Origin of the sequence: Pseudomonas sp. CMR5c, assembly GCF_003850545.1 — a bacterium.
Classification (GTDB): domain Bacteria; phylum Pseudomonadota; class Gammaproteobacteria; order Pseudomonadales; family Pseudomonadaceae; genus Aquipseudomonas; species Aquipseudomonas piscis.
Genome location: NZ_CP027705.1, coordinates 6,452,446 through 6,478,122, shown reverse-complemented (window position 1 = coordinate 6,478,122; position 25,677 = coordinate 6,452,446). Strand labels below are relative to the sequence as shown.

Sequence of the window (25,677 nt, the reverse complement as noted above, 5' to 3'; positions counted from 1 at the left end):
CTTTGAGCGCAGTGCTTGCGGGCACTGCGCGCGAAGCGGATATAAAGGCCGGAACGTGCCTTGAAAGCCGGCCTTGGATCTTGCCAGACTAGCCGCCGTTTTCAGTGGTCCCGGACAGTGGCACCCGGCAGCGGGTCACCGAGAATGTGCTTAAAAAGAACAATTGGAGCATTACGCATGAAGGCATTAGGTATGAAGTTAGCTGGCAAGACCCTCCTCGCCATGTCCCTGATGGGCGTGATGGCGACGGCGGCACAAGCGGACGATAAAGTGCTGCACGTCTACAACTGGTCCGACTACATCGCGCCAGACACCATCAAGAAGTTTGAAGCCGAATCCGGCATCAAAGTGGTCTATGACGTGTTCGACAGCAACGAAACCCTGGAAGCCAAGTTGCTGGCCGGCAAGTCCGGCTACGACGTGGTAGTGCCTTCCAACAACTTCCTGGCCAAGCAGATCAAGGCTGGTGTGTACCAGGAACTGGATAAATCCAAGTTGCCGAACTGGAAGAACCTCAACGAATCGCTGCTCAAGGCGGTATCGGTGAGCGACCCGGGCAACAAGCATGCCTTCCCTTACATGTGGGGCTCGATCGGCATCGGCTTCAACGCCGAGAAGGTCAAGGCCGCACTGGGTGCCGACGCTCCGACCAACTCCTGGGACCTGCTGTTCAAGCCGGAAAACGCCGAGAAGCTGAAGTCTTGCGGCATCAGCTTCCTCGATTCGCCGACCGAGATGATCCCGGTGGCGCTGCATTACCTGGGCTATCCGACTGACAGCCAGGACAAGAAGCAACTGGACGAGGCCGAGAAGCTGTTCCTCAAGATCCGTCCTTCGATCGGCTATTTCCACTCTTCCAAGTACATCTCGGACCTGGCCAACGGCAACATCTGCGTGGCCGTCGGCTACTCGGGTGACATCTACCAGGCCAAGGCCCGCGCCGCCGAGGCCGGTGACAAGGTCAAGGTCAGCTACAACATTCCCAAGGAAGGTGCTGGCAGCTTCTACGACATGGTCGCCATTCCCAAGGATGCGGAAAACGTCGAGGGTGCCTACAAGTTCATGACCTTCCTGCAGAAGCCGGAAATCATGGCCGAGATCACCAACGCCGTGCGTTTCCCCAACGGTAACGCGGCCGCGACCCCTCTGGTCGATAAAGACATCACCAGCGACCCGGGCGTCTACCCACCTGCCGATGTCCAGGCCAAGCTGTACGCGATCGCCGACCTGCCGGCCGCGACCCAGCGCATCCTGACCCGCAGCTGGACCAAGATCAAATCCGGTAAATAAGCCGATTTGCAGCGATACCTGTTGCCGTCGTCATGGCGAGGGCGGTAACAGGAAACAATTAAATGACAGAAAGTTTTGCTGGATTGGTTTATCGAGGGTAAGTTGCGCGCCGGTTTTGTTGCTGGGCAGCTTGGGGGCTGTCAGGTAGCGCGGGGCAACTTTGGCCCAACTATTCAAGAGGACCTCCACTTGCCTACTACTTTATTTCGCAAAGCCATGCTGGCCGCCGCCAGCCTGACGCTGGTGGCAAGCGCCCAGGCGGCATCGACCGTGCATATTTATAACTGGTCCGACTACATCGGTCAGAACACCCTGTCTGAGTTTGAAAAGACCACGGGTATCAAGCCGCTGTATGACGTATTCGATTCCAATGAAACCCTGGAAGGCAAGTTGCTGGCCGGTCGCACCGGCTACGACGTGGTAGTGCCGTCCAACCACTTCCTGGGCAAGCAGATCAAGGCCGGGGCGTTCCAGAAGCTCGACAAGAGCCTGTTGCCCAATTACGCCAACCTCGACCCGAAGTTGCTCAAGCGCCTCGAGGTCAACGATCCGGGCAACCAGTACGCAGTGCCCTACCTGTGGGGCACCAACGGCATCGGCTACAACGTCGATAAAGTGAAGGCCGCCCTGGGGGTGGAGAAGATCGACTCCTGGAGCGTTCTGTTCGAGCCGGAGAACATCAAGAAACTCAGCAGCTGCGGCGTGGCCTTCCTCGATTCCGCCGACGAAATGATGCTCACGGTGCTCAACTACATGGGCCTGGACCCCAACAGCACCAACCCCCAGGACTACAAGAAGGCCGAGGCCAAGCTCCTGGCGGTACGTCCCTACGTGACCTACTTCCACTCGTCCAAGTACATCTCGGACCTGGCCAACGGCAATATCTGCGTGGCCGTCGGCTTTTCCGGCGACGTGTTCCAGGCCCGGGCCCGGGCAGCCGATGCCGGCAAGGGCGTGAACATCGCCTACACCATTCCCAAGGAAGGCGGCGCCCTGTGGTTCGACATGCTGGCCATCCCCAAGGACTCGAGCAACGTCAAGGAGGCTCACGCCTTCATCAACTATTTGCTGCAACCTGAGGTGATCGCCCAGGTCAGTGACTATGTCGGTTATGCCAACCCCAACCCCGGGTCGGACAAGTTGATGGACCAGTCCATCCGCACCGATGAAGCGGTTTATCCACCGCAGGCCGTGCTCGACAAGACTTACGTGTCCATAGAGTTGCCAGCCAGTATCCAACGCTTGATGAACCGCAGCTGGACCAAGGTCAAGACGGGTAAATAGTTCTACAGGCTCAAACTATCCGGGACCCGTCCACCAGGGGCGGGCTGAAAATTTTGTTGGGAGTTTCGCAAATGGCAGTTGCCTCCGGCGCCTATAAGAAAGCCCTCGAGGGCGACCAGACACCCAAGCAGGTGCTGGTCAAGATCGACCGGGTCACGAAGAAGTTCGACGAGACGGTGGCCGTGGACGATGTGTCCCTGGAGATCAAGAAAGGCGAGATCTTCGCCCTGCTGGGCGGCTCCGGTTCGGGCAAGTCCACCTTGTTGCGCATGCTGGCCGGCTTCGAGCGGCCTACCGAGGGCCGGATCTTCCTCGATGGCGTGGACATCACCGACATGCCGCCCTACGAGCGGCCGATCAACATGATGTTCCAGTCCTATGCGCTGTTCCCGCACATGACCGTGGCCCAGAACATCGCCTTCGGCCTCAAGCAGGACAAGATCCCTTCGGCGGAGATCGACGCCCGGGTGGCGGAGATGCTCAAACTGGTGCAAATGAGCCAGTACGCCAAGCGCAAGCCGCACCAATTGTCCGGTGGCCAGCGCCAGCGCGTGGCCCTGGCCCGCTCCCTGGCCAAGCGACCCAAGCTGCTGCTGCTCGACGAGCCCATGGGCGCCCTGGACAAGAAGCTGCGCTCGCAGATGCAACTGGAGCTGGTGGAGATCATCGAGCGCGTGGGCGTGACCTGCGTGATGGTGACCCACGACCAGGAAGAGGCCATGACCATGGCCGAGCGCATCGCCATCATGCACCTGGGCTGGATCGCCCAGATCGGCAGCCCGATCGATATCTACGAGACCCCGGTCAGCCGCCTGGTCTGCGAGTTCATCGGCAACGTCAACATCTTCGAGGGCGAAGTGGTGGACGATGCCGAAGGCCATGCCTTGATCACTTGCAAGGACGTGGACCGCAACATCTACGTCGGCCACGGCATCAGCACCTCGGTCCAGGACAAGTCGGTGACTTACGCCATCCGCCCGGAAAAACTCCTGGTGACCGCCGAGATGCCGACCTGCGAGTACAACTGGTCCAGTGGCAAGGTCCACGACATCGCCTACCTGGGCGGCCACTCGGTGTTCTACGTCGAGCTGCCGAGCGGCAAGCTGGTGCAATCCTTCGTCGCCAACGCCGAGCGCCGCGGGGCGCGGCCGACCTGGGGTGACCAGGTCTACGTGTGGTGGGAAGACGACAGCGGCGTGGTACTGCGCTCATGAACATGCGAAAGCTCAAGCGCCGACTCGACCGAATAATTCCCGGAGGCCGCCAGCTGGTCATCGGGATCCCGTTCATCTGGCTGTTCCTGTTCTTCATGCTGCCGTTCTTCATCGTCCTGAAGATCAGCTTCGCCGAAGCGGACGTGGCCATCCCGCCGTACACCGAGATCTACAGCTACGTCGACCAGAAGCTGCAGATCCTGCTGAACCTGGGCAACTACGCGATGCTCGGGGACGACGAGCTGTACATCGCCGCCTACCTCGGCTCGCTGAAGATGGCATTCATCAGCACCATCCTTTGCCTGCTGATCGGCTACCCGATGGCCTATGCCATCGCCAGTGCCCGTAAGGAAATGCAGACCGTACTGGTGCTGCTGATCATGATGCCGACCTGGACCGCGATCCTGATCCGCGTCTATGCCTGGATGGGCATCCTCAGCAACAACGGCCTGCTCAACGGTTTCCTGATGTCCATGGGCTGGATCAGCGAGCCGCTGCAGATCCTCAACACCAACACCGCGGTGTACATCGGCGTGGTCTATTCCTACCTGCCGTTCATGGTGCTGCCGCTGTACGCCAACCTGGTCAAGCACGACCCGAGCCTGCTGGAAGCCGCCGCCGACCTGGGGTCGGGGACTTTCAACAGTTTCTGGAGGATCACCGTACCGCTGTCCAAGAACGGCATCATCGCCGGCTGCATGCTGGTGTTCATCCCGGTGGTGGGCGAGTTCGTGATTCCTGAGTTGCTCGGCGGTCCGGAGACCCTGATGATCGGCAAGGTGCTGTGGCAGGAGTTCTTCAACAACCGCGACTGGCCGGTGGCCTCGGCCCTGGCGGTGGTGATGCTGGCGATCCTGATCGTGCCGATCATCCTGTTCAACCGTAGCCAGGCCAAAGAAATGGAGGCCAAGGAATGAAGCGCTTCAGTTTCTCCAACTTGATGCTGGTCCTGGGCCTGCTGTTCATCTACCTGCCGATGCTGATCCTGGTGATCTACTCGTTCAACGCCTCGCGGCTGGTGACGGTGTGGGGTGGCTGGTCGGTCAGCTGGTATGTCGGCCTGCTGGACAACACCCAGCTGATGGGCTCGGTGCTGCGCTCCCTGGAAATCGCCTGCTACACCGCCGTGGCGGCAGTGGCCCTGGGCACCCTGGCGGCGTTCGTCATGACCCGGATCAGCCGCTTCAAGGGGCGTACCCTGTTCGGCGGCCTGGTCACCGCGCCACTGGTGATGCCCGAGGTGATCACCGGCCTGTCGCTGTTGCTGCTGTTCGTGGCCATGGCCCAGGCCATCGGCTGGCCCCAGGAACGTGGCATCGCCACCATCTGGATCGCCCATACCACCTTCTGTGCCGCCTACGTGGCGGTGGTGGTGTCGGCGCGCCTGCGCGAGCTGGACCTGTCCATCGAGGAAGCGGCCATGGACCTGGGCGCGCGGCCGTTCAAGGTGTTCTTCCTGATCACCATCCCGATGATCGCGCCGTCCCTGGCGGCGGGCGGCATGATGTCCTTCGCCCTGTCGCTGGACGACCTGGTGCTGGCCAGCTTCGTGTCCGGACCGGGCTCCACCACCTTGCCGATGGAAGTCTTCTCGGCGGTGCGCCTGGGGGTCAAGCCGGAGATCAACGCGGTGGCCAGCCTGATCCTGCTGGCGGTATCGCTGGTGACCTTCCTGGTCTGGTTCTTCAGTCGGCGCGCCGAGGAGGCCCGCAAGCGGGCGATCCAGCAAGCCATCGAAGAGAGCGCCGCCGATTCCTGGAAACAGCCGGACGTGCGCCGGCCCAAGGCGCCGCAAGCCGCTTGAGCCTGTTGCAATAGCACAACGCCCCTTTCCAGGGGCGTTGTGGTTTCTGGCCTCGTGTCCTGGCTCAGGAAACCCAGGGCGAGCGGCGAATCACTTCGACGAAGTTCGTCGGCTGGAACCCAGGCTGCTGGTCGGCCAGGACATCGGTCTTGACGTTGCCGAAGGTGGTCTGCGGCCGATGGCGCAGGCCGTCGGCGAATGCGCAGATGATGCACTCCTTGAAACCTTCGCCCCGGGGATGGGCATGCACCACCGCCTCGCGCTGGGCGCTGGGGAAGGCCGTGTAGTCGATGCCCAGGACGTCCATCTCGACCCCGGCTGTGACCAGGGCCACGGTGGGGCGCAGGTACTGGGGGATGCCGGGAGTGGTATGCAGGGCGATGGACAGCCAGACTTGCTCGATATCGTCGTCGCTCAGCCCGTAGGGCTTGAGGAAGTCCCGGGCGGCATTGGCACCGTCGACTTCGAAGCGCTGGTCGTCGCTGCGGTGGCCGGGCACCAGGCCCAGGTCGTGGAACATCGCGCCGACGTACAGCAGCTGTGGGTCGTATTGCAGCTGGCGGCGTTCGCCGCTCAGGGCGCCGAACAGGAATACCCGGCGCGAGTGGTGGTAGAGCAAATCGGATTCGATATCGCGAATGTAGTCGGTGGTGGCCCGGGCCAGGGCGCTGTCGGGAATCTTGATCCCGGCGATGGTGGAGCTCATGGGGCGGTCCTCGTGGCGGGCGCCGTGCTGGCGCTGGAGCCCAGAGTCTGTGCCTGGCCAGGCATGGGGACAATCGATCCGGGGCTGCGATCCGGGCCAACCTGGGGGCATTTACGGCCATGGGCTGTCGCCTCGGGGGCCTGGTTGCGACAATCCAGCGTCGGGCCCGCCTGCCCGGCCCATAGAAGAAGGTGCGTGCCATGGCCAGATCCGTTGCCATCCTGGTGTTTCCCGGTGTCCAGGCCCTCGATGTGACGGGCCCCATGGACGTATTTTGCGAGGCCAATCGGTTCTTGCCGGTCGAAGACCATTACCGCCTGGAGGTGATCGGGCTCCAGGCCGGCGCGCAGGTTTGCTCCAACGGCCTGGTGCTGCAGGCCCGGCGCTCCTTCGAAGAGGCTGTGGAAGCCTTCGACCTGTTGCTGGTGGCGGGTGGGCCGCAAGTCCCCGGCAGCGACTTCGGCCCGGTCTTCGACGCCTGGCTGCGCGGGGCTTGTGCCCGGGCCGCGGGCTTCGGTTCGATCTGCAACGGCGCGTTCATCCTGGCTCGGGCGGGCCTGCTGGAGGGACGCACGGTGACCACCCACTGGAGCGATGCGCTGGCGCTCGCGACCTTGTATCCCTCGACCCGGGTCGAGGTCGACCGCCTGTATGTCGAGGACGACAGGTTGTTCACCTCGGCGGGGGTCACCGCCGGCATCGACCTGTCGTTGTATCTGCTGGCCAAGGATCGGGGCGCCGAGGTGGCCTTGAACGTGGCCAAGCGCCTGGTGGTGTTCACCCAGCGCGCCGGAGGCCAGTCGCAGTTCAGCCCGTTCCTGCTGCCCCAGGCTACAGCCACTTCCGTCGTGGCCCAGGTCCAGCAACATGTGCTGGATCACCTGCAGGACAACCTGAGCATCGGCGAGCTGGCGCGTGCGACGCACATGAGCCCACGCAACTTTTCCCGGGTCTTTGTCCGTGAAGCTGGAATAACCCCTGCAGAGTTTGTCGAGCGGGCGCGGGTCGATGCCGCTCGGGCGCTGCTGGAGCGCTCGTCGGCGCCGCTCAAGACCCTGGCCTATCGCTGCGGGTTTCGCGATGCCCAGCACCTGCTCCGTGTGTTCAAGCGCCGCCTGGGGCTGACCCCGCAGCAGTTCCGGGCGAACTTCGCCCCGCCGTCCTGGTAGCCAGCGGCGGCTACCAGGGCGCCTGGTTCAGGGGCGGCGGGCCGGTAGCAGTTTCAGGGTGCTGCGGGTGTTGGCGGTGACTTCCTCTTCGCTGAAGTGCGCCTGCTGGTAAACCCCTTCGATATAGGCTTCGGCCTGATCGTCATAGTGCTTGTCGAACAGCACACCGCTCTGGCCGACCGGATTGATGGTCAGGCTATGGGCCGGGTCGGCGAAGTCGATGATGCGCCGGGTCGAAGGACCGTAGACCACCGCCCAGGGTGCCGGGCCGATCTTGCTGGTGAGGTTGTTCGGTACCTCATGGCTGCCGGGAGCCTCCAGCGGCCCGACGTTGAACACGCGGTCCAGGGGCTTCTGCATGCCCAGAGGGTGGCCATGGGTCAGGGTGTGGGCACTGCCCCAGCGCCATTGCGCCGGGTTTGGCCCGAGGGTGCGCTTGAGGTGGTCGATGCTCGCGCGCCAGGCTTGCTTCACCGTATCGGCACGGCTTTCCCGCTGCGCTGTGGTGCGGTCGTCCCACCAGGGCGAGTCGGGGTCTGCCGCCAGGCGCGGCAGGGCGGCGTCCACCACCCGGGCCTGGATCAGGGCGTCGAAATAGGCATCGCCGAGCTTCTCATGGAAAGTCGCCCGGGCCAGTTCGAACAGGAACTGGTTGAACAGGGTGGCGCTGGTGGATTCCAGCGGATAGTCACCCTGCCATTGCGCCAGTTGCTCCACCAGCTTGAGTTCCTCGGGGGCTACGACCACTTCGCGCAGCACTGGCAGCAAAGGCGCCAACAAGCGCGGACCGTAGGCGGTGGTGGTGCCCAGTTGCAGCTTCTGGGTGTTCTCCAGATCCCATTTCAGCGTCTTGTCGCTGAGCTGGCGATCCAGCTGCTGGCCCCGGTCGGGCAGGTTGTAGTAGCCGGGAATCTCCATGCCGGTGGGGGAGGTCGGCTGGAAGTTGGCCGAGACGATGTAGCCCCGGGCCGGGTTTTCTTCCTGGGGGTTGGCGCTGAAGGGGTAGAAGCCGTCCTTGTCCGCCAGGGCGGTGCTGCCATCGAGGATGAAGGTCGGCTTGGCTCCGGCCGGGCGCTTGGGCAGCAGGGCGGCGGCCCACCAGCCGATATCGCCCTTGGCATTGGCCCAGACGATGTTCAGTCCCGGCGCATGGACCTTGGCCGCGGCCGCCCGGACCTTGGGCAGGGTGTCGGCGCGATTGAGCTGGTAGAAGCCGTCGAGGATCGGGTTGGGCGTCTCCAGGAATCCCCACCACATGGCGATCGGGGCCTTGCCCACGGTGCTGCCGAGCATGTCGTTGATGATCGGGCCATGGGGCGACTGGCGCAGGGTCAGGGTCACCGGCGCCTGGCCCTTGACGGCGATCTGCTGCTCGCTGCTGATCAGGTCCACCCATTGGTCATGGAACCAGACCTGGTTGGGGTTCTCCGGGTTGACCTTCTCGGCGATCAGGTCGAGATCGTCGTTCTGGAACATGGTCAGGCTCCAGCCGAAGTCCAGGTTGTGGCCCAGGAAGGCAAACGGCACCAGCGCCTGGTAGTGGCCGTAGAGCTCGAAGCCCGGGGCCCAGAGCTGGGCTTCGTACCACACCGATGGCAGCGAGTAGCGGATATGCGGGTCGCCGGCCAGCAGCGGGCGGCCGCTCTTGGTCCGGCTGCCGGACACGGCCCAGGCGTTGCTGCCTTCGAATTGCGGCAGGCCGGCGTCGGCCAGGGCCTGCTGGCTCAGGTGGCCGATTTTCGCCAGGTCCTGCCAGTCGATGGCGGCCAGGTGCGGCGTGGCTGGGGTCTTGCCATTGGCCAGGACGCCCTTGGGCTGCCACTCCAGGTCGAACACCTTCAGGTAGTCGTTGCCCAGCTGGTCACGGATATAGGTCATCAGCGGTTCGGTACGAAACGCCATGGCGAAGCTGTAGGCCATGAAACCGGCGACGCTGACGGTGTCTTCGGCGGTGAAGGGCCGCTTCTGGATGCCCAGGATGTCGAACTCCATGGGCCTTGGGTGGCTGTCCTGATACTGGTTGATACCGTCCAGGTAGGCTTGCAGGGCTTGCCAGGCGGGAGACTGGCGGTCGAGCCCGGCCACGTAGCTGTCGGCTCGCTCGCGGATGCGCAGGCTGCGAAACAGCTTGTCGGTGTCCAGCAGCTTGGGCCCGAGAACCTCGGCCAGCTCGCCACGGGACAGGCGGCGCAGCACTTCCATCTGGAACAGCCGGTCCTGGGCATGCACGTAGCCCAGGGTGCGGTAGAGGTCGGTTTCGTTCTCCGCGCGGATATGCGGTACGCCGCGCTCGTCGTAGCGCACCGTGGCCGAGCCCTGCAGGCCGCTGAGCTCCACCTGGCCCTGACGCACCGGCTGCTTGCTGTACAGGTAGCCGCCGAGGCCCAGCAACAGGGCGAGGATCAACACGGCGACGACGGTGAGGCTGCGTTTCATGCGGGCTCCTTGCTGCGTTGTTATGTTCGGTGCCGCCCTGGTCGGGCAGCAGACATGTAACACATCTGGCCTGCGGTGCGCAGGAGGCAGTCCTCGATTAGTCGCGAATGCCTTGCTCGGCGCCGTTGGCCCATGGGCAATAGCAGCCGACCGCCAGGGTATGGGTGGCGCTGACCGTGCGCTCTTCTTGCAAGGCCTGGAGGATGGGCTCGATGAAGCTGTTGCTGGAGTTGCAGGTCAAGCCTTCGCTGTAGGGGCCGAAGTAGGCCAGTTTGCCGTTGCGGTCCCAGATCGCCACGGCGGGGCTGGCGGGGACCTGCTCGGCGCCGGGCAGGTGCTCCAGGGACTTGAGGCGCTCCAGGGTGACCGGCAACTGGCCGTGGCTGCCGGACTTGCGCACCGAATAGAACTCCACGCCCCGTGGGCCGTAGGTTTCGATCAGTTCGGCCAGGTGCTGCTGGTTGCCGACGTTGCAAGGGCAGGCCGGGTCCCAGAAGTGCACCAGGCGGATCGCCCCCGGTCCGGCGAGTTCGGCAGGCAGTTGCAATGGATCGCCGGAGAACATCGCCGTGTGCTCGCTGAAGGCCCGCAGGTAGCGACCCTGGAACCAGTCGTAGGCACTCCACAGCACCACGGCGCAGATCAGGGCGAGCAGGCTGGCGAGCAGGGATGTGCGGTAGGGCTGGCGCATGGAGATAGGTCCTCGAAGGTCGCGTAGCTTGCCATGCTTGCCGCGACAGATGAATATCGCAGGCCCATAAAGCCCGTTTTGCCCTGGTGTCCCTGTTTTGCAAACCTCCATGCCTACGACCTTCGACCCCGACCTCCTGCGTGCCAGCCTGCAACCCCTGGCGGCTGGCCAGCCGCTGTCGGCCCAGGGCCAGGCCTACCAGCGCTTCTACGGGCTGGATTTCGCCGGCCGCGCCCGGGTGCCGCGCAGTCGCCTGGGGCGCTTCCAGGTGGATGGCTATGAGGTGGTCGCCCAGGCCTGGTGGCCGGAGCGACCTCGGGCGACGCTGTTCCTGTTCCATGGCTTCTACGATCACATGGGCTTGTACCGGCATGTGATCGAGTGGGCACTGCAGCGCGACTTCGTGGTGATTTCCTGCGACCTGCCGGGGCATGGACTGTCCAGCGGCGAGCGCGCCAGCATCGACGATTTCGCGGTGTACCAGCGGGTATTGCAGGGCCTGTTCGAGCAGGCGCGGACCCTGGAATTGCCCCAGCCCTGGCACCTGTTCGGGCAGAGCACCGGCGGGGCGATCGTCATCGACCACCTGCTGCACCAGGGCGCCCAGAGCCCGGCCCAGGGCCAGGTGATCTTGCTTTCGCCGCTGGTGCGGCCACGGGCCTGGGGCTGGTCGCTGCTCAGCTACTACCTGTTGCGGCCCTTCGTCAGCGGCATTGCCCGGCGTTTCAGCGAGAACTCCAACGACCACGACTTCCTCGCCTTCCTCCAGGCCGACCCCTTGCAGCCCCAGCGCCTGCCGACGGCCTGGGTCGGTGCGCTGGCGCGCTGGATCAAGCGGCTGGAGGCGGCCCCGCGCAGCGACCGGCAGCCGGTGATCGTGCAGGGGCAGGCGGACATGACTGTGGATTGGCAGCACAACCTGCAAGTGATCCGCAGCAAGTTCAGCGCACCCGAGGTGCTGATGCTGCCGGAAGCGCGGCACCACCTGGCCAACGAGGTGCCGCTGTACCGCGACCAGTATTTCGCCTTCCTGACCCGGCATGTTTGAGTCCCGGGAGTGAACCTGCCTTGGAGTGGCGCAGGCGCGGGCATAGGCTGCGAACGCCCCGAAGGGCCGCAGGGTTCTCAAGATCGCTGGAGGTTTGGCGGATGATTGCCTGGCAAGGTCCTGCGGCTCTTTGCGCAGCCCGGCAGGCTTGGTAGCGGCTACAGGTGGGTGGCCGGGTCAGGGAGCCAGGCTGGAGGTGCTCTGGCCCACCGCCAGGCCGGCGCGGATCGCGGCCAGGGCCGCCTGGTAATAGGCCTTGCCTTCGGCTGATTCGGCAAAAGTGGCGAACTCTTCCAGTTCCGTATCGGACAGGTCCCGGTAGACGTACAGCAGGGTGTTGTTCAGGTCATTGCCGATCTGCTGCATCAGGCGCTGGCGCTGGCCATTGAGCATGCCCTGGGCCTGGCCGTTGCCCAGCAAGCCGGGAATCATCTGGCTCAGGCTGTCGGCGGCGACTCCGGCAATGGCCAGGCTGACTTCCGCACCGGCTTCGCGGGCGGGCAGGGCCTGGGCCAGGTGGCCGATGATCAATTGGCGATTGTCGCTGGCCTGCATCTTCGGCAAGCCCTGGGCGTTCTTGGCCAACTGGTCGCGACGGGTGGCCAGCAGCTCGGCGGCGACGATCTTGCGGCCCAGGGGCGACTGGAAAAAGGCCAGGGCCGGAGCGGGGTCGGCCAGGTTCTGGCGCAATTGCTCCTCGGCGCGGCGATCCACCGACTGGGGCGCGAAGCGCTGGTTGCTGTTATCCACCAGGGCCTGGTAGACCGCTGGCGGCAGGCTGTTCTGGTAGCGCTGCTGGGCGGCGTTGAGGGCATCGCTGAAATGCGCGCGCTGCTCTGCCCAACCGGCGACCTTGTACAACTGGTCGTGGCTGTCTGCCCAGGCAGGCAAGGTGCAGAACATCAACAGTGAGAAAAGCAAACGACGCATAAGGACTCCTGTCAGCAGGCGACTATTCTCCGGGCCAAGGCGGTAGTTGTCGAGAATTCGTATCAGATGAAGTCATGGTTCCAGGCACCTTGGAAAAAAAGCTGAATCCGCCGCCCTGCGGCTCTGTCAGATTTATCTGCGGCTGGATACTATGCGCGCCATGCACATACCCTCTGATCATCCGCTGTTGTTGAGCATCGTCGACGACCTGGCCGCCCGTGGCTGGTCGCAGCAGGATATTTTCCTGCCTGAGGCTCTGACCCTCGACCTGGCTGCCGAGTGCCGTAAACGCGCCGCCGAAGGCGAACTGGCTCCAGCGGCGGTCGGGCGCGGGGTTGCCCAGGAAATCCGCGAGGGTATCCGCGGCGACCATATCCAATGGCTCGAGCCCGGCCAGGCCGAGGCCAGCGACGCCTACCTGGCGCTCATGGATAGCCTGCGCGAAGCCTTGAACCGTGGCCTGTTTCTTGGCCTGGAGGATTTCGAGTGCCATTTCGCGATGTATCCGCCGGGTGCTTTCTACAAGCGCCATGTGGACCGCTTTCGCGACGACGACCGGCGCATGGTGTCGGCGGTGATCTACCTCAACTCGCAATGGCTGCCCGAGCATGGCGGGCAATTGCGCATGTACCTGCAGGACCATGAGCAGCACGATGTCGACCCGCTCGGCGGCCGGCTGGTGGTGTTCCTCTCCGGCGAATTGCCCCATGAAGTCCTGCCCGCGACCCGGGAGCGCCTGTCCCTGACCGGCTGGTTCCGGCGCCGTGGCAACGAGCCGTTCTGAGGATGCACAAGATCCTGGTCAGCCGCTGCCTTTTGGGCCACCGCGTACGCTACGACGGCGGCGCCAGTGGCCCTTTCGATCAATTGGCGGCCTGGCAGCAGGAGGGGCGGGTGGTGGCCCTGTGCCCGGAAGTGGCTGGCGGCTTGCCGACACCACGGGCCGCGGCGGAGATCCCGGGTGGCCAGGGCATCGATGTGCTGGAGGGACGGGCGCCGGTGATGACCACGGCTGGTGACGACGTCAGCGCCGAGTTCCTCTCCGGGGCCCGGCAGGCTTTGGCCCTGGTGGAAAAACACGGTATCCGTATTGCCGTGCTCAAGGCCAACAGCCCGTCCTGCGGCAACCTCTGGACCTATGACGGCACGTTCAGCGGGGCCAAGGTCCCGGGTGAGGGGGTCACCGCCGCCTTGCTCAAGCAGCACGGGGTGCAGGTCTTCAGCGAACTGCAACTGCTCGAGGCCGCCAGCGCCCTCGCTGCATTGTCCTCGTAGCCGCTGTCGAGCTTTAGCGAGGCGATGGCGGTGACTACAGGTGAGGTCTATTGCTCGGCGTCGCCCTTGGGCGGCTTGCTGGCGTCCATGCCGAACCATTTCTCCGACAGGGCCATCAGCCGCCCATCCGCCTTGATCCGCTGCAAGGCGCTATCCAGGCTGGCGCGGAACGCCGGATTGCCTTTCTGGAAAGGAATCGCCAGGCTCAGGGTCGGTCCCACCTTGGCGCCCTCCTTCACCGGCAGGCGACTGTCGCGAATCGCATAGGGGATCAGCAGGCGGTCGCTGATGGCGGCGTCGATCTGCTTGTCCGCCACATCCTTGATCGGCTGTTGGGCATCGGCATAGCTACGCAGGTTGATGCCTTCGACGGTCCGTGCCTGGTCGACGAACTGGCTGCCCTGGGCCACGCCCAGGGCCCGGCCGCGCAGGGATTGCAGGGAGAACAGCGGGCGTTGCTCCTCCTTGCGTACGATCAGTTGGGCGCTGGAGTAGCTATAGGGCTCGCTGAAGTCGAAACGATCCTTGAGCTCCGGTGTCACTGCTATGTGGTTGATGGCCACGTCGAACCTGCCGCTTTCGACGCCGGGCAGCAACTCGTCGGTGTCGGTCACCACGAAGTCCGCGCGCACGTCCAGTTCGCTGGCCAGCAACTGCCCCAGTTCGACTTCGAAGCCGCTGAGCTTGCCGTCATCCTTGAAATTGAAGGGCGGGGTATCGGCTTCAAGGGCAATACGCAGTTCCCCGCGGTCATTGATGTCATCCATCAACTCGGCGTGGACGCAGGTGCTCGCCAGGGGCAGCAAAAGTATCAGGCCAGGCATGAAACGCATGGTCACTCCTTGAATTCATGTGAGCGATGCGCTGTTCAGGCTCGCTTTGCTAAGGTGTTGAGTGCCTTCGACAACGAACAGCCACAAAGTTGTCATAACCGTAAAAGAATTGCGGAAAAACTGGAGAAGATAATGAAAAAGTATATGTCTTGCGCGGCCCTGGCGGGTTTGTTGCTGGGAGCCTCGATGCTCGCCGGCGCAGCTGAAATTCCTCGTACGCAGGCACCTGCCGGTGCCAAGGTGTCCATTGTTTCCCCGGCTGACGGAGCAACCGTGGACAAGACCTTCAAGGTCAAGTTCGGGGTCGAGGGCATCGCACTGGCGCCAGCAGGCGATCAGACCGCCAACACAGGCCATCACCACCTGCTGATCGACGTCGACCAGCTGCCGGCCGAGAACATGCCGATTCCGATGGATGCCAACCACCTGCACTTCGGCAAGGCCCAGACCGAGACCGAAGTGACCCTGGCCCCGGGCAAGCACACCCTGCAACTGGAGCTGGGGGACAAGAACCACGTGCCGTTCGACCCGGTGATCGTTTCGAAGAAGATCACAGTGACCGTGAAATAAGCGTAAACGCCGCACAAAAAAAGGGAGCCCATCAAGGCTCCCTTTTTTGTACGGCTAACTACAAGGCTGCAGCTACAAACCAGGGCGGGCCCTTGCTTGCCGCTTGAGACTTGCCGCTTGCAGCTGCTGTCAGAACAGCACGCGGCAGCGGATGGTGCCGTTGATGTGTTGCAGCTTCTCTTGCGCCAGGTCCGAGTACTCGGCGTCGACGTCGATCACCACGTAGCCGACCTTTTCGTTGGTCTGCAGGAACTGGCCGGAGATGTTGATGCCATTTTCCGCGAAGACCTTGTTGATCTCGCTCATCACGCCCGGGATGTTCTCGTGGATGTGCAACAGGCGGTGCTTGCCAGGGTGGGCAGGCAGGGCCACTTCCGGGAAGTTGACCGAGGACACCGAGGTGCCGTTGTCGCTGTACTTGACCAGCTTCTCGGCCACTTCCAGGCCGATGTTGGCCTGGGCCTCGGCGGTGGAACCACCGATGTGCGGGGTCAGGATCACGTTGTCCAGGCCACGCAGCGGGCTTTCGAACTCTTCGTCGTTGGAACGTGGCTCGACCGGGAATACGTCGATGGCCGCGCCGATCAGGTGCTTGTCCTTGATCGCGTCCGCCAGGGCGTCCAGCTCGACCACGGTGCCGCGTGCAGCGTTGATCAGGATGCCGCCCTTCTTGATGGCGCGGATTTCCTTCTCGCCGATCATCCACTGGGTCGCCGCGGTTTCCGGCACGTGCAGGGTGACGATATCGGACATGCCCAGCAGCTCGTGCAGGTTGCCGACCTGGGTCGCGTTACCCAGTGGCAGCTTGGTCACGGTGTCATAGAAGAACACCTGCATGCCCAGGCCCTCGGCCAGGACCGACAGTTGGGTACCAATGGAGCCATAACCGACGATGCCCAGCTTCTTGCCGCGGATCTCGAAGGAGTTGGCTGCGCTCTTGATCCAGCCGCCGCGGTGGCAGGAGGCGTTTTTCTCGGGGATACCGCGCAACAGCAGGATGGCCTCGGCCAGTACCAGCTCGGCGACCGAGCGGGTGTTGGAGTAAGGCGCGTTGAACACCGCGATGCCGCGCTCGCGGGCCGCGGACAGGTCAACCTGGTTGGTGCCGATGCAGAAGCAGCCCACCGCGACCAGTTTCTTCGCGTGGTCGAAGATCTCTTCGGTCAGTTGGGTGCGGGAGCGAATACCGATGAAGTGCGCATCGGCGATCTTTTCCTTGAGCTGGGCTTCCGGCAGAGAACTGGTGAGGTACTCGATGCTGGTGTAGCCGGCGGCCTTGAGCACGTCGACAGCGGATTGGTGGACGCCTTCGAGGAGAAGGAACTTGATCTTGCTCTTATCGAGAGAAGTCTTGCTCATCTGCGTAAACCTGTGTCCCGGAGAAAAATGGCAGGGAAGTGGACAGCTTGAGCTGACCTGGGCGGCGCGCGGCCGACACCGCAGAAGGCCCTTGGGCACTCTTCTGCGGGGGCGGTATGCTAGCATACGCGCCCCGCTAAACACTCATTCCTGCGACGTGAAGCGTTCTCAGGATGACCATGAATTGTTCGAGAGTTCTGTCGATGACCAATCCTGCCCTGATTGATGAGCTGAAGACCCTGGTTGAGCCCGGCAAGGTGCTGACCGACGCTGACTCGCTGAATGCCTACGGCAAGGATTGGACCAAGCACTTCGCCCCCGCCCCGACCGCCATCGTGTTCCCCAAGACCATCGAACAGGTCCAGGCCATCGTCCGCTGGGCCAATCAGCACAAGGTGGCGCTGGTGCCTTCGGGTGGTCGTACCGGGCTTTCGGCGGCAGCGGTAGCCGCCAACGGCGAAGTGGTGGTGTCCTTCGACTACATGAACCAGATTCTCGACCTGAACCTGACCGACCGCACCGCGGTATGCCAGCCAGGCGTGGTCACCGAGCAACTGCAGAACCTGGCGCAAGACAACGGCCTGTACTATCCGGTGGACTTCGCATCGGCAGGATCCAGCCAAATTGGCGGCAACATCGGCACCAATGCCGGCGGAATCAAGGTCATTCGCTACGGCATGACCCGTAACTGGGTGGCTGGCATGAAGGTGGTCACCGGCAAGGGCGACCTGCTGGAACTGAACCGCGACCTGATCAAGAACGCCACCGGCTATGACCTGCGCCAGCTGTTCATCGGCGCCGAGGGCACCCTGGGTTTCGTGGTCGAGGCCACCATGCGCCTGGACCGGGCGCCGAAGAACCTCACTGCCATGGTCCTGGGCACGCCTGACTTCGACTCGATCATGCCAGTGCTGCATGCATTCCAGGGCAAGGTCGACCTGACGGCTTTCGAATTCTTCTCCGACAAGGCGCTGGCCAAGGTCCTGGCCCGCGGCGACGTCCCGGCGCCATTCGAATCGCAATGCCCGTTCTATGCGCTGCTGGAGTTCGAGGCCACCACCGAGGAAGTGGCCAACCAGGCCCTGGAGACCTTCGAGCATTGCGTCGAGCAGGGCTGGGTCCTGGATGGCGTGATGAGCCAGAGCGAAACCCAGCTGCAGAACCTGTGGAAGCTGCGCGAGTACATCTCCGAGACCATCTCCCACTGGACCCCGTACAAGAACGACATCTCGGTCACTGTGTCCAAGGTGCCGGCATTCCTCCAGGAAATCGACGCCATCGTCGGCAAGCACTATCCGGACTTCGAGATCGTCTGGTTCGGCCACATCGGCGACGGCAACCTGCACCTGAACATCCTCAAGCCGGAAAACCTGAGCAAGGACGAGTTCTTCGCCAAGTGCGCCACGGTCAACAAGTGGGTGTTCGAAACCGTCGAGAAGCACAATGGTTCGATTTCCGCCGAGCACGGCGTGGGCATGACCAAGCGCGACTACCTGACCTACAGCCGCTCGCCGGTGGAAATCGAGTACATGAAGGCCGTCAAGGCGGTCTTCGACCCGAACGGCATCATGAACCCGGGCAAGATCTTCGCTGCTTGAGTCCGGGCAGCCCTGAACACGCGTACGAACAGGAGTCGGTAATGAGCTATCAGCACCAGTATGTCGACGGTACCCGGATTCATTTTCCCCTGGGCAAGGTGGTATGCATCGGTCGCAACTACGCCGAGCACGCCAAGGAACTGGACAACCCGGTTCCCACCGAGCCGCTGCTGTTCATCAAGCCGGGCAGCTGCGTCGTGCCCCTGGAGGGTGGTTTCGCCATTCCCACCGAGCGTGGCTCGGTGCATTACGAAGCCGAGATCGCGGTATTGATCGGCAAGCCGCTGTCCCCCAAGCCCAGCCGTGAAGAGGTGCTGGATGCCATTTCCGGCTTCGCCCCGGCCCTGGACCTGACCCTGCGCGACAAGCAGGCCGAGCTTAAGTCCAAGGGCCTGCCCTGGGAAATCGCCAAGTCGTTCGACGGCGCGGCGGTGATCGCGCCTTTCGTGGTGGGCAGCACATTCGCCGACCTGACCGACATCGGCATTCGCCTGACCATCAATGGCGAGGTACGCCAGGATGGCAACAGCAGCATCATGCTCAACCCCATAGTGCCGATGATCCAGTACATGGCCGGCTGCTTTTCCCTGCAGGCCGGCGACGTGATCCTCACAGGTACTCCGGTGGGTGTCGGCCCGCTGAATGTCGGTGACGAACTGATCCTGGAACTGCCGGGCGCCAGCCGTTTCACCAGCACCGTCCGTTGATCGGAAATTTTCTGCGAGAGCACCAAAAAACCGGACATCTCGCAGAAAGCCCTCCGCGCTTTTACCGTTTTTTCACATTTGCCCCGGATAATTCTCGGGTTCATGGTTCGCAGCGCTCAAATTTGCGTGCTATCACCTGTGGCCGAGCTTCTTGGAATCTGTGAAATGGATGCCCAACCTCTGACCAAAATCCACACTCCCCGGCGTTTGCGACTGCGCATGCGCTGGTATTCCTGGCTGCTGCTGGCCGGGGTGATCAGCTATGGCCTGGCCAGCATCATGCACTGGGACGACCGCGGCGTGCTCTGGCTGCAGGAAGGCTTCGTCACTCCTGCAGAGCGCAGCGCCAGTATCTGGCTACCGGCCTATCGGGCGGTGATCGACGCCAAATTGATGCCTGGCCTGGAGCGCGACGAAGCTTCCGACCTGTCCTACAACCCCGGGACCAAGACGCTGTTCTCGGTAATGGGCAAGCACCCGTTCCTGGTGGAACTGAGCCTGCAGGGCGACGTGCTGCGCAAGATTCCGCTGGTGGGCTGGAGCAATCCGGAAGGGGTGACGGTCATGGAGGATGGCTTGATGGCCATCGTCGATGAGCGCGACCACTCGCTGGTGATCGTCAAGGTCGATGGCTCCACCAGCCAGTTGAACATCGCCGATTTCCCCAAATACGACCTGGGCCCTTCGGAAGACCAGAACAAGGCTTTCGAAGCCGTGGCCTGGGATCCACGCAAGCAGCAGCTATTGCTGGGCGAGGAGCGGCCGCCGGCGCTGTTCACCTGGAGCAGCGACGGTCGTGTGCTCAAGGGCGACAAGCAAAGGCTGCCTAGCGACGAGCTCGACCTGCGCAACTTGTCGGCCCTGGGTATCGATCCGCGTACCGGTCACACCCTGGTGCTGTCGGCCGAGTCGCATTTGCTGCTGGAGCTGGACGAGCAGGGCGAGCAAGTCAGCTTCATGACCCTGCTTGGTGGTTTCAACGGCCTGAAGAACACCATCCCCCGCGCCGAAGGCGTGGCCATGGACGAGGCGGGCAACCTGTACATGGTCAGCGAGTCCAACCTGTTCTACCGCTTCGAGAAGCGCTGAACACTGGGCCCGGACCTTGTCCGGGTCGTGCCGATTAAGCTTGAGTTCAGGCGTCGGTGATATTCATGGGGCCGTCCTGTATTCGAGCTTGCCTGCCATGTATCGCCTGAGTCGTGTCCATCCCCTCTATCTTTTCCTTGGTCTTGTAGTCGTGTTGCTGGCGGCATTCGCCCACAACCATCGGCTGTGGCAGCGCGCCTGGTTCGACTGGCAGGCCTATTGGCAAGTGACTGATCCGCATTCACTGGGGCTGGGCGACTACCGGGTGGTGCGCGAGGCCCAGCCCATCGAGGGCCTGGACGATGTTTCGGCGCTGACCTACGACCCGCTGCGCAACAGCCTGTTCACCGTGACCAACAAGCAACCCGAGCTGATCGAGCTGTCCCTGGATGGGCAGGTGCTGCGACGCATCGCCCTGGTGGGGTTCGCCGATCCTGAGGCGGTGGAGTACATCAGTGCCGGTACCTATGTGATCAGCGACGAGCGCCAGCAGCGGTTGATCAAGATCCATCTGCAGGACGACACCCAGGTAGTGGATGCGGCACAGTCCGAGCAGGTGACCCTCGGTGTGCACCTGAGCAGCAACAAGGGATTCGAGGGTTTGGCCTACGACTCCCGGGGCAAGCGCCTGTTCGTCGCCAAGGAGCGTGATCCGATGCTGATCTACGAAGTGCAGGGGTTTCCCGACAGCGAGCCGGATACGCCCTATGGCATGCACGTGATGAACAATCCCAAGCGGGATGCCGCGCTGTTCGTGCGTGATCTTTCCAGCCTGCAATACGATGAGCGCAGCGGCCATCTGCTGGCGTTGTCGGATGAGTCGCGCCTGGTGCTGGAGCTGGACGCCCAGGGGCGCCCCCTGAGCACCCTGGCGCTGGGCAAGGGCCGCCAGGGCCTGGACCGGGCGGTGCCCCAGGCCGAGGGTATCGCCATGGACGATGAAGGCACGTTGTACCTGGTCAGCGAACCGAACCTGTTCTACGTCTTCAAGAAACCCGCGCGCTAGTTCGGGCGTTGCCGGGATTGGCTCGCCACAGCGGCCAATCCGACAGGGGGGAGCGTGATCAGGCCTTGAGGGTCTGCACGCCTTCGGCGGTGCCCAGCAGCAGCACGTCGGCGGGCCGGGCGGCGAACAGGCCGTTGGTGACCACGCCGACGATGGCGTTGATCTGGCTTTCCAGCTCCACCGGGTTGCTGATCTGCATGTTGTGCACGTCGAGGATGATGTTGCCGTTGTCGGTGATCACGCCTTCGCGGTACACCGGATCGCCGCCCAGCTTCACCAGTTCGCGAGCCACGTGGCTGCGGGCCATCGGGATCACTTCCACCGGCAGCGGGAAGGCGCCCAGCACCGAGACCAGCTTGCTGGCATCGGCGATGCAGATGAAGGTCTTGGCCACGGCCGCGACGATCTTCTCGCGGGTCAGGGCCGCGCCGCCGCCCTTGATCAGGTTCAGGTGCGCATCGCTTTCGTCGGCGCCGTCGATGTAGAACTCCAGCTCGCTGACGGTGTTGAGTTCATACACCGGGATGCCGTGGCCCTTGAGGCGCGCGGCGGTGGCTTCGGAACTGGCCACGGCGCCATCGAAGGCGCCCTTGTGCCGGGCCAGGGCGTCGATGAAGCAGTTGGCGGTGGAGCCGGTGCCGACCCCGACGATGCTCTTGTCGTCGAGTTTCGGCAGGATGAGGTCGACGGCGGCCTGGGCGACGGCCTGTTTGAGTTGATCCTGGGTCATGCGGTCTCCGAAGCGGGCAGGGGGGCACAAAGCCCGGCATTATAGGCGTCGGCGCCGGCCAGGTCATTGCCCGTCTGGCCACTCGCCCGGCGGCGTTGCCCACAGGGCCCGCAGGCAGGCTAAAACCTCTGGATTCGTGTGGTCGCCCGGGCAAACGCTGGGTTAGACTCCTTGGCCCTGCCCAACCCGCTCAGTGATGCTTTCCGATGCTCGAACAGTACGTAAAGAAGATCCTCACCTCGCGCGTTTATGACGTTGCCGTGGAAACCCCATTGCAGACCGCCCGCCAGCTCTCCGAGCGGCTGGGCAACCAGGTCTGGCTCAAGCGCGAAGACTTGCAGCCGGTGTTCTCGTTCAAGATCCGTGGCGCCTACAACAAGCTCACCCAGCTCACCGACGCCGAGCGCGCCCGTGGCGTGGTCACCGCATCGGCGGGCAACCATGCCCAGGGCCTGGCCCTGGCTGCCAAGGTGCTGGGGGTCAAGGCCACCATCGTGATGCCCAAGACCACTCCCGAGATCAAGGTCGAAGGCGTGCGTTCCCGTGGCGGCAAGGTAGTGCTGCATGGCGATACCTTCCCCGAGGCGCTGGCCTATTCGCTGAAGCTGGTGGACGAGAAGGGCTACGTCTACATCCATCCTTATGACGATCCCCACACCATTGCCGGGCAGGGCACGGTGGCGATGGAGATCCTGCGCCAGCATCCCGGCCCGCTGGATGCGATCTTCGTACCGGTCGGTGGCGGCGGCTTGATCGCCGGCATCGCCGCGTACGTGAAGTACCTGCGCCCGGAGATCCGGGTCATCGGTGTCGAGCCGGACGATTCCAACTGCCTGCAAATGGCCATGGCCGCCGGCGAGCGGGTGGTGTTGCCGACCGTGGGCATCTTCGCCGATGGCGTGGCCGTGGCGCAGATCGGCCAGCACACCTTCGATATCTGCAAGGATCACGTCGACGAGGTGATCACCGTCAGCACCGACGAGATCTGTGCGGCAATCAAGGATATCTACGACGATACCCGCTCGATCACCGAGCCTGCCGGTGCACTCGGCGTGGCGGGGATCAAGAAGTACGTCGAGCAGCGCGGCATCACCGGGCAGACCCTGGTGGCCATCGATTCCGGCGCCAACGTCAACTTCGACCGTCTGCGCCACGTGGCCGAGCGCGCCGAGCTGGGTGAGGGGCGCGAAGCCATCATCGCCGTGACCATTCCCGAGCAGCCCGGCAGCTTCAAGGCGTTCTGCGAGGCGGTGGGCAAGCGCCAGATCACCGAATTCAACTACCGCTACAACACCGGCAGCGAGGCGCATATCTTCGTTGGCGTGCAGACCCACCCGGAAAGCGATCCGCGCAGTGCCCTGATCGCCAACCTGAGCGAGCAGGGCTTCCCGGTGATCGACCTGACCGACAACGAGCTGGCCAAGCTGCATATCCGCTACATGGTCGGCGGCCGGGCGGAGAAGGTCAGCGATGAGCTGGTGCTGCGCTTCGAGTTCCCGGAGCGTCCGGGTGCCTTGTTCAACTTCCTCAACAAACTGGGCGGGCGCTGGAACATTTCCATGTTCCACTACCGCAACCACGGCGCGGCAGATGGGCGCGTGGTCGCCGGCCTGCAGGTGCCGGCCGAGGAGCGCCACCTGGTGCCGGCGGCCCTGGAGCAGATCGGTTATCCGTACTGGGACGAAAGCGACAACCCCGCCTACCAGCTGTTCCTCGGCTGAGCGGCTACGCTGAGGATCGAGGCCTTAAGGACGCGAGAATATGGAAACGCTGACCACGCTCAAGACACTTCATGTACTGGCCACGGTGCTGCTGCTGGGCAGTGCGCTGGGCCTGGCGATCTGGGTCTGGCGCCTGCGTCGCCAGGGTGACGCGACCGTCTATAGCCGGGTGCTGCACCGTCCGGGCCTGTTCGGCTGGCTGCTGCTGGCCCTGGGCCTGGTGACCCTGCCGTTCACCGGTTGGTGGCTGGTGCACCTGGTGGGCTGGCCGCTGGGGCAGACCTGGGTCCTGGGCTCCAGTGTGCTCTACACCCTCGGGGCGCTGGCCTGGCTATGGCTGATGGTGCGCCTCAATCGCCTGCGCGTGGCCAAGGCCGCCAGTGGCCTGGCCTTTACCCTGGTCCTGGCGGTCTTCAGCGCCTTGTGCTTCGTCACCATTGCCGGCCTCATGGGGGCCAAGCCGGTCTGACCCGGCTTTAAGGATCGCCATGAAGGTCGTTCTGGTGGGGGCCACGGGGTTCGTCGGCCGTCATCTGCTGGCAGCGTTGCACGCCGCCGGTCATCAATTGATCGCTACCAGTCGCCAGCCACAACCTCGGGGTTTGCCCGGGGTGCAGTGGCTGCAACTGGATCTGGATCGCCTCGGTCGTGAGCCCGGTTCGTTCGAGCTGCCGGCTGATACCGACCTGCTGATCAATGCCGCCGGGTTGCTGAGCAATGATCCCCAGGCCCTGAGCCTGACCCAGGACCTGGGCACGCGGGCGCTGTTCGACCTGGCTGCGGCCCGCGGCGCCCGGGTGCTACAGATTTCCGCGTTGGGCGCCGGCACCCAGCCCAGGGTGCCGTTCCTGGCGAGCAAGGCCATGGCGGACGATTATCTGCTGGGCCTTAATATTCCGGCAGTAGTGCTGCGCCCGTCATTGGTGCTCGGTGCCGGGGGCGCCAGCAGTGGCTGGCTGGCGCGCTTGTCGCCCTGGCCGCTGATTCCGCTGCTGTCCTCCCAGGCGCGGATGCAACCCCTGCATGTGGATGACTTGAGCGCCGCGGTGCTGGCGCTGCTGCGGCACTGGCCGCAAGAGTCCATGGTCTTGCCGCTGGTCGGCCCGGAGCGGATGACCATGGGGCAATTGCTCGATCGCCTGCGGGCAGCCCAGGGCTGGGCGCCAGCCCGTTACCTGCAACTGCCGGGAGCGCTCCTGAGCGTGGCCGCGCTGCTGGGCGAGCGCCTGGGTTGGCGGGCCTTGAGTCGGCAAAGCTTGAGCATGGCGCGGCAGGACAACCTGGCGGACCCCGAGGTGCTGGCATCGGTCTGTGGTTATCACGCCGCGCCGTTGGCGACGCGCTTGCAGGATTGGCCCCAGGCCGGACAGACCACCCAGTGGGTGCTGCGGCCGTTGTTGTTGGCGGTGATGGTGTTGATCTGGCTGGGCACGGCGGTGGTGTGCATCGGCCCCGGCTACGACTGGGGCCTGCGGATCATGGCCGAGGCCGGGGTGCAGGGCGCCTGGGCGGTGCTGGCGGTGATCGGCGGTTCGCTCTGCGACGCGGTGCTGGGCGTCGGCCTGCTGCTGCGCCGCTGGCGCCGACGGGCCATGCAGGCGCAGTTGCTGCTGATGCTCGGCTACACGCTGATCATCAGCCTGATCCTGCCGCATTTCTGGTTTGACCCTTATGCCGCCGTCGCCAAGAACCTGGTGCTGATGGTGGCGACCCTTTGGCTGTTGTGGACCGAACCTCGTCGATGAGCGCTTACCTGCTGCTGAAAACCCTGCATATCCTGTCTTCCACCGTGCTCTTCGGCCTAGGTGCCGGGTCGGCCTACTACGCCTTGCGGGCCTGGCGCAGTGGCCAGGTGCAGGTGATCGCCGTGACCTTCAAGCACCTGGTGTTCGCCGACTGGGCCTTCACCGCGACCACCGCGGTGTTCCAGCCGCTGAGCGGGCTGGGTTTGATCCACTTGGCGGGGTGGTCGATCCAGCAGTCCTGGCTGATGTGGAGCCTGGGGCTCTATGTACTGGCGGGGGTGTGCTGGCTGCCGGTGGTCTGGCTGCAGATCCGGGTACACAAGATGGCTGAACAAGCCTTGCGCGATGGGACGCCGATGCCGATGCGCGCCACCCTCTATATGCGCTGGTGGTTCGCCCTGGGCTGGCCGGCTTTCCTGGCCTTCATGGCGATCTTCTACCTGATGGTGGCCAAGCCGGCCTGAACCCCATG

Annotated in this window: 25 protein-coding genes; 18 read left to right on the top strand and 7 right to left on the bottom strand. The window is 63.7% G+C overall.

Translation table 11 applies throughout. The annotated features are described in order from the left end of the window. The first annotated feature begins 192 nt into the window (after positions 1 to 192). From C4K40_RS29960 to C4K40_RS29940, 5 genes are all read left to right on the top strand, one after another. A complete protein-coding gene (locus C4K40_RS29960) occupies positions 193 to 1,290 on the top strand; it encodes a polyamine ABC transporter substrate-binding protein (RefSeq protein ID WP_022641705.1) in 1,098 nt (365 codons plus the stop codon). Between the two features lie 189 nt (positions 1,291 to 1,479). Next, complete coding sequence (locus C4K40_RS29955; protein ID WP_031320673.1) at positions 1,480 to 2,574, top strand: polyamine ABC transporter substrate-binding protein; 1,095 nt, start codon at positions 1,480 to 1,482, stop codon at positions 2,572 to 2,574. Between the two features lie 71 nt (positions 2,575 to 2,645). After that, positions 2,646 to 3,788 (top strand): ABC transporter ATP-binding protein, encoded by a 1,143-nt coding sequence (locus C4K40_RS29950; RefSeq protein ID WP_053133831.1) that lies wholly within the window; start codon positions 2,646 to 2,648, stop codon positions 3,786 to 3,788. Beyond that, positions 3,785 to 4,705: an ABC transporter permease subunit gene (locus tag C4K40_RS29945; protein ID WP_022641702.1), complete on the top strand. Its 921-nt coding sequence runs from the start codon at positions 3,785 to 3,787 to the stop codon at positions 4,703 to 4,705. The genes C4K40_RS29950 and C4K40_RS29945 overlap by 4 nt, the downstream gene beginning before the upstream one ends. Beyond that, positions 4,702 to 5,592, top strand: a complete 891-nt coding sequence (locus C4K40_RS29940; RefSeq protein ID WP_022641701.1) for an ABC transporter permease subunit — start codon at positions 4,702 to 4,704, stop codon at positions 5,590 to 5,592. The genes C4K40_RS29945 and C4K40_RS29940 overlap by 4 nt, the downstream gene beginning before the upstream one ends. A gap of 64 nt (positions 5,593 to 5,656) precedes the next feature. On the opposite strand, the gene C4K40_RS29935 is transcribed toward C4K40_RS29940, so the two are convergent. Then, complete coding sequence (locus C4K40_RS29935) at positions 5,657 to 6,298, bottom strand: HD domain-containing protein (protein WP_022641700.1); 642 nt, start codon at positions 6,296 to 6,298, stop codon at positions 5,657 to 5,659. Positions 6,299 to 6,498: 200 nt separating this feature from the next. Here C4K40_RS29935 and C4K40_RS29930 point away from each other — a divergent pair, with 200 nt between their 5' ends. Continuing rightward, a complete protein-coding gene (locus C4K40_RS29930; RefSeq protein WP_022641699.1) occupies positions 6,499 to 7,467 on the top strand; it encodes a GlxA family transcriptional regulator in 969 nt (322 codons plus the stop codon). 27 nt (positions 7,468 to 7,494) lie between these two features. On the opposite strand, the gene C4K40_RS29925 is transcribed toward C4K40_RS29930, so the two are convergent. Both C4K40_RS29925 and C4K40_RS29920 read right to left on the bottom strand, forming a co-directional pair. After that, positions 7,495 to 9,903 carry a penicillin acylase family protein gene (locus C4K40_RS29925; protein ID WP_053133834.1) on the bottom strand — a complete coding sequence of 803 codons (2,409 nt, stop codon included), beginning with the start codon at positions 9,901 to 9,903 and terminating at the stop codon, positions 7,495 to 7,497. A 97-nt stretch (positions 9,904 to 10,000) separates the two neighbouring features. After that, on the bottom strand, positions 10,001 to 10,594 hold the full coding sequence (locus C4K40_RS29920; RefSeq protein ID WP_053133837.1) for a DUF6436 domain-containing protein: 594 nt from the start codon (positions 10,592 to 10,594) through the stop codon (positions 10,001 to 10,003). 109 nt (positions 10,595 to 10,703) lie between these two features. Here C4K40_RS29920 and C4K40_RS29915 point away from each other — a divergent pair, with 109 nt between their 5' ends. After that, positions 10,704 to 11,642: an alpha/beta hydrolase gene (locus C4K40_RS29915; protein WP_031320672.1), complete on the top strand. Its 939-nt coding sequence runs from the start codon at positions 10,704 to 10,706 to the stop codon at positions 11,640 to 11,642. A 177-nt stretch (positions 11,643 to 11,819) separates the two neighbouring features. Here C4K40_RS29915 and C4K40_RS29910 read toward each other — a convergent pair whose 3' ends face one another. Then, a complete protein-coding gene (locus C4K40_RS29910) occupies positions 11,820 to 12,572 on the bottom strand; it encodes a DUF2059 domain-containing protein (RefSeq protein ID WP_022641695.1) in 753 nt (250 codons plus the stop codon). Positions 12,573 to 12,723: 151 nt separating this feature from the next. On the opposite strand from C4K40_RS29910, the gene C4K40_RS29905 reads away from it, so the two are divergent. Further along, entirely contained in the window at positions 12,724 to 13,356 is a 633-nt protein-coding gene (locus C4K40_RS29905; protein ID WP_053133840.1) for a 2OG-Fe(II) oxygenase, read from the top strand. Between the two features lie 2 nt (positions 13,357 to 13,358). Beyond that, positions 13,359 to 13,847 carry a DUF523 domain-containing protein gene (locus C4K40_RS29900; protein WP_022641693.1) on the top strand — a complete coding sequence of 163 codons (489 nt, stop codon included), beginning with the start codon at positions 13,359 to 13,361 and terminating at the stop codon, positions 13,845 to 13,847. Between the two features lie 47 nt (positions 13,848 to 13,894). Here C4K40_RS29900 and C4K40_RS29895 read toward each other — a convergent pair whose 3' ends face one another. After that, positions 13,895 to 14,680, bottom strand: a complete 786-nt coding sequence (locus tag C4K40_RS29895) for a transporter substrate-binding domain-containing protein (RefSeq protein WP_053133843.1) — start codon at positions 14,678 to 14,680, stop codon at positions 13,895 to 13,897. 132 nt (positions 14,681 to 14,812) lie between these two features. On the opposite strand from C4K40_RS29895, the gene C4K40_RS29890 reads away from it, so the two are divergent. Beyond that, entirely contained in the window at positions 14,813 to 15,250 is a 438-nt protein-coding gene (locus C4K40_RS29890; protein WP_022641691.1) for a DUF4399 domain-containing protein, read from the top strand. Between the two features lie 129 nt (positions 15,251 to 15,379). Here the strand turns inward: C4K40_RS29890 and serA are convergent, their stop codons facing one another. After that, entirely contained in the window at positions 15,380 to 16,609 is a 1,230-nt protein-coding gene (serA, locus tag C4K40_RS29885) for a phosphoglycerate dehydrogenase (RefSeq protein ID WP_022641690.1), read from the bottom strand. Between the two features lie 203 nt (positions 16,610 to 16,812). Between serA and C4K40_RS29875 the strand changes: the two genes are divergently transcribed. The 4 genes from C4K40_RS29875 to C4K40_RS29860 all read left to right on the top strand — a co-directional run bounded on the left by C4K40_RS29875 (position 16,813) and on the right by C4K40_RS29860 (position 21,009). Beyond that, a complete protein-coding gene (locus tag C4K40_RS29875; protein ID WP_022641689.1) occupies positions 16,813 to 18,207 on the top strand; it encodes an FAD-binding oxidoreductase in 1,395 nt (464 codons plus the stop codon). A gap of 41 nt (positions 18,208 to 18,248) precedes the next feature. Then, positions 18,249 to 18,914: a fumarylacetoacetate hydrolase family protein gene (locus tag C4K40_RS29870; RefSeq protein WP_053133846.1), complete on the top strand. Its 666-nt coding sequence runs from the start codon at positions 18,249 to 18,251 to the stop codon at positions 18,912 to 18,914. Positions 18,915 to 19,079: 165 nt separating this feature from the next. Further along, positions 19,080 to 20,003 carry an SdiA-regulated domain-containing protein gene (locus C4K40_RS29865; RefSeq protein WP_053133849.1) on the top strand — a complete coding sequence of 308 codons (924 nt, stop codon included), beginning with the start codon at positions 19,080 to 19,082 and terminating at the stop codon, positions 20,001 to 20,003. Positions 20,004 to 20,100: 97 nt separating this feature from the next. Continuing rightward, complete coding sequence (locus C4K40_RS29860; RefSeq protein ID WP_053133853.1) at positions 20,101 to 21,009, top strand: SdiA-regulated domain-containing protein; 909 nt, start codon at positions 20,101 to 20,103, stop codon at positions 21,007 to 21,009. A 58-nt stretch (positions 21,010 to 21,067) separates the two neighbouring features. On the opposite strand, the gene rpiA is transcribed toward C4K40_RS29860, so the two are convergent. After that, on the bottom strand, positions 21,068 to 21,739 hold the full coding sequence (rpiA, locus tag C4K40_RS29855; RefSeq protein WP_022641685.1) for a ribose-5-phosphate isomerase RpiA: 672 nt from the start codon (positions 21,737 to 21,739) through the stop codon (positions 21,068 to 21,070). A 206-nt stretch (positions 21,740 to 21,945) separates the two neighbouring features. Here rpiA and ilvA point away from each other — a divergent pair, with 206 nt between their 5' ends. Genes ilvA through C4K40_RS29835 form a run of 4 tightly spaced genes read left to right on the top strand, consistent with a single transcriptional unit; the run spans position 21,946 to position 25,669 of the window. Continuing rightward, on the top strand, positions 21,946 to 23,460 hold the full coding sequence (gene ilvA, locus C4K40_RS29850; RefSeq protein WP_022641684.1) for a threonine ammonia-lyase, biosynthetic: 1,515 nt from the start codon (positions 21,946 to 21,948) through the stop codon (positions 23,458 to 23,460). A gap of 40 nt (positions 23,461 to 23,500) precedes the next feature. Next, complete coding sequence (locus C4K40_RS29845) at positions 23,501 to 23,929, top strand: DUF2269 family protein (RefSeq protein ID WP_022641683.1); 429 nt, start codon at positions 23,501 to 23,503, stop codon at positions 23,927 to 23,929. 19 nt (positions 23,930 to 23,948) lie between these two features. Further along, positions 23,949 to 25,205: an SDR family oxidoreductase gene (locus C4K40_RS29840; RefSeq protein ID WP_053133857.1), complete on the top strand. Its 1,257-nt coding sequence runs from the start codon at positions 23,949 to 23,951 to the stop codon at positions 25,203 to 25,205. Next, on the top strand, positions 25,202 to 25,669 hold the full coding sequence (locus C4K40_RS29835; protein ID WP_022641681.1) for a DUF2269 domain-containing protein: 468 nt from the start codon (positions 25,202 to 25,204) through the stop codon (positions 25,667 to 25,669). Before C4K40_RS29840 ends, C4K40_RS29835 begins: the two co-directional genes overlap by 4 nt. Positions 25,670 to 25,677: the final 8 nt, after the last annotated feature.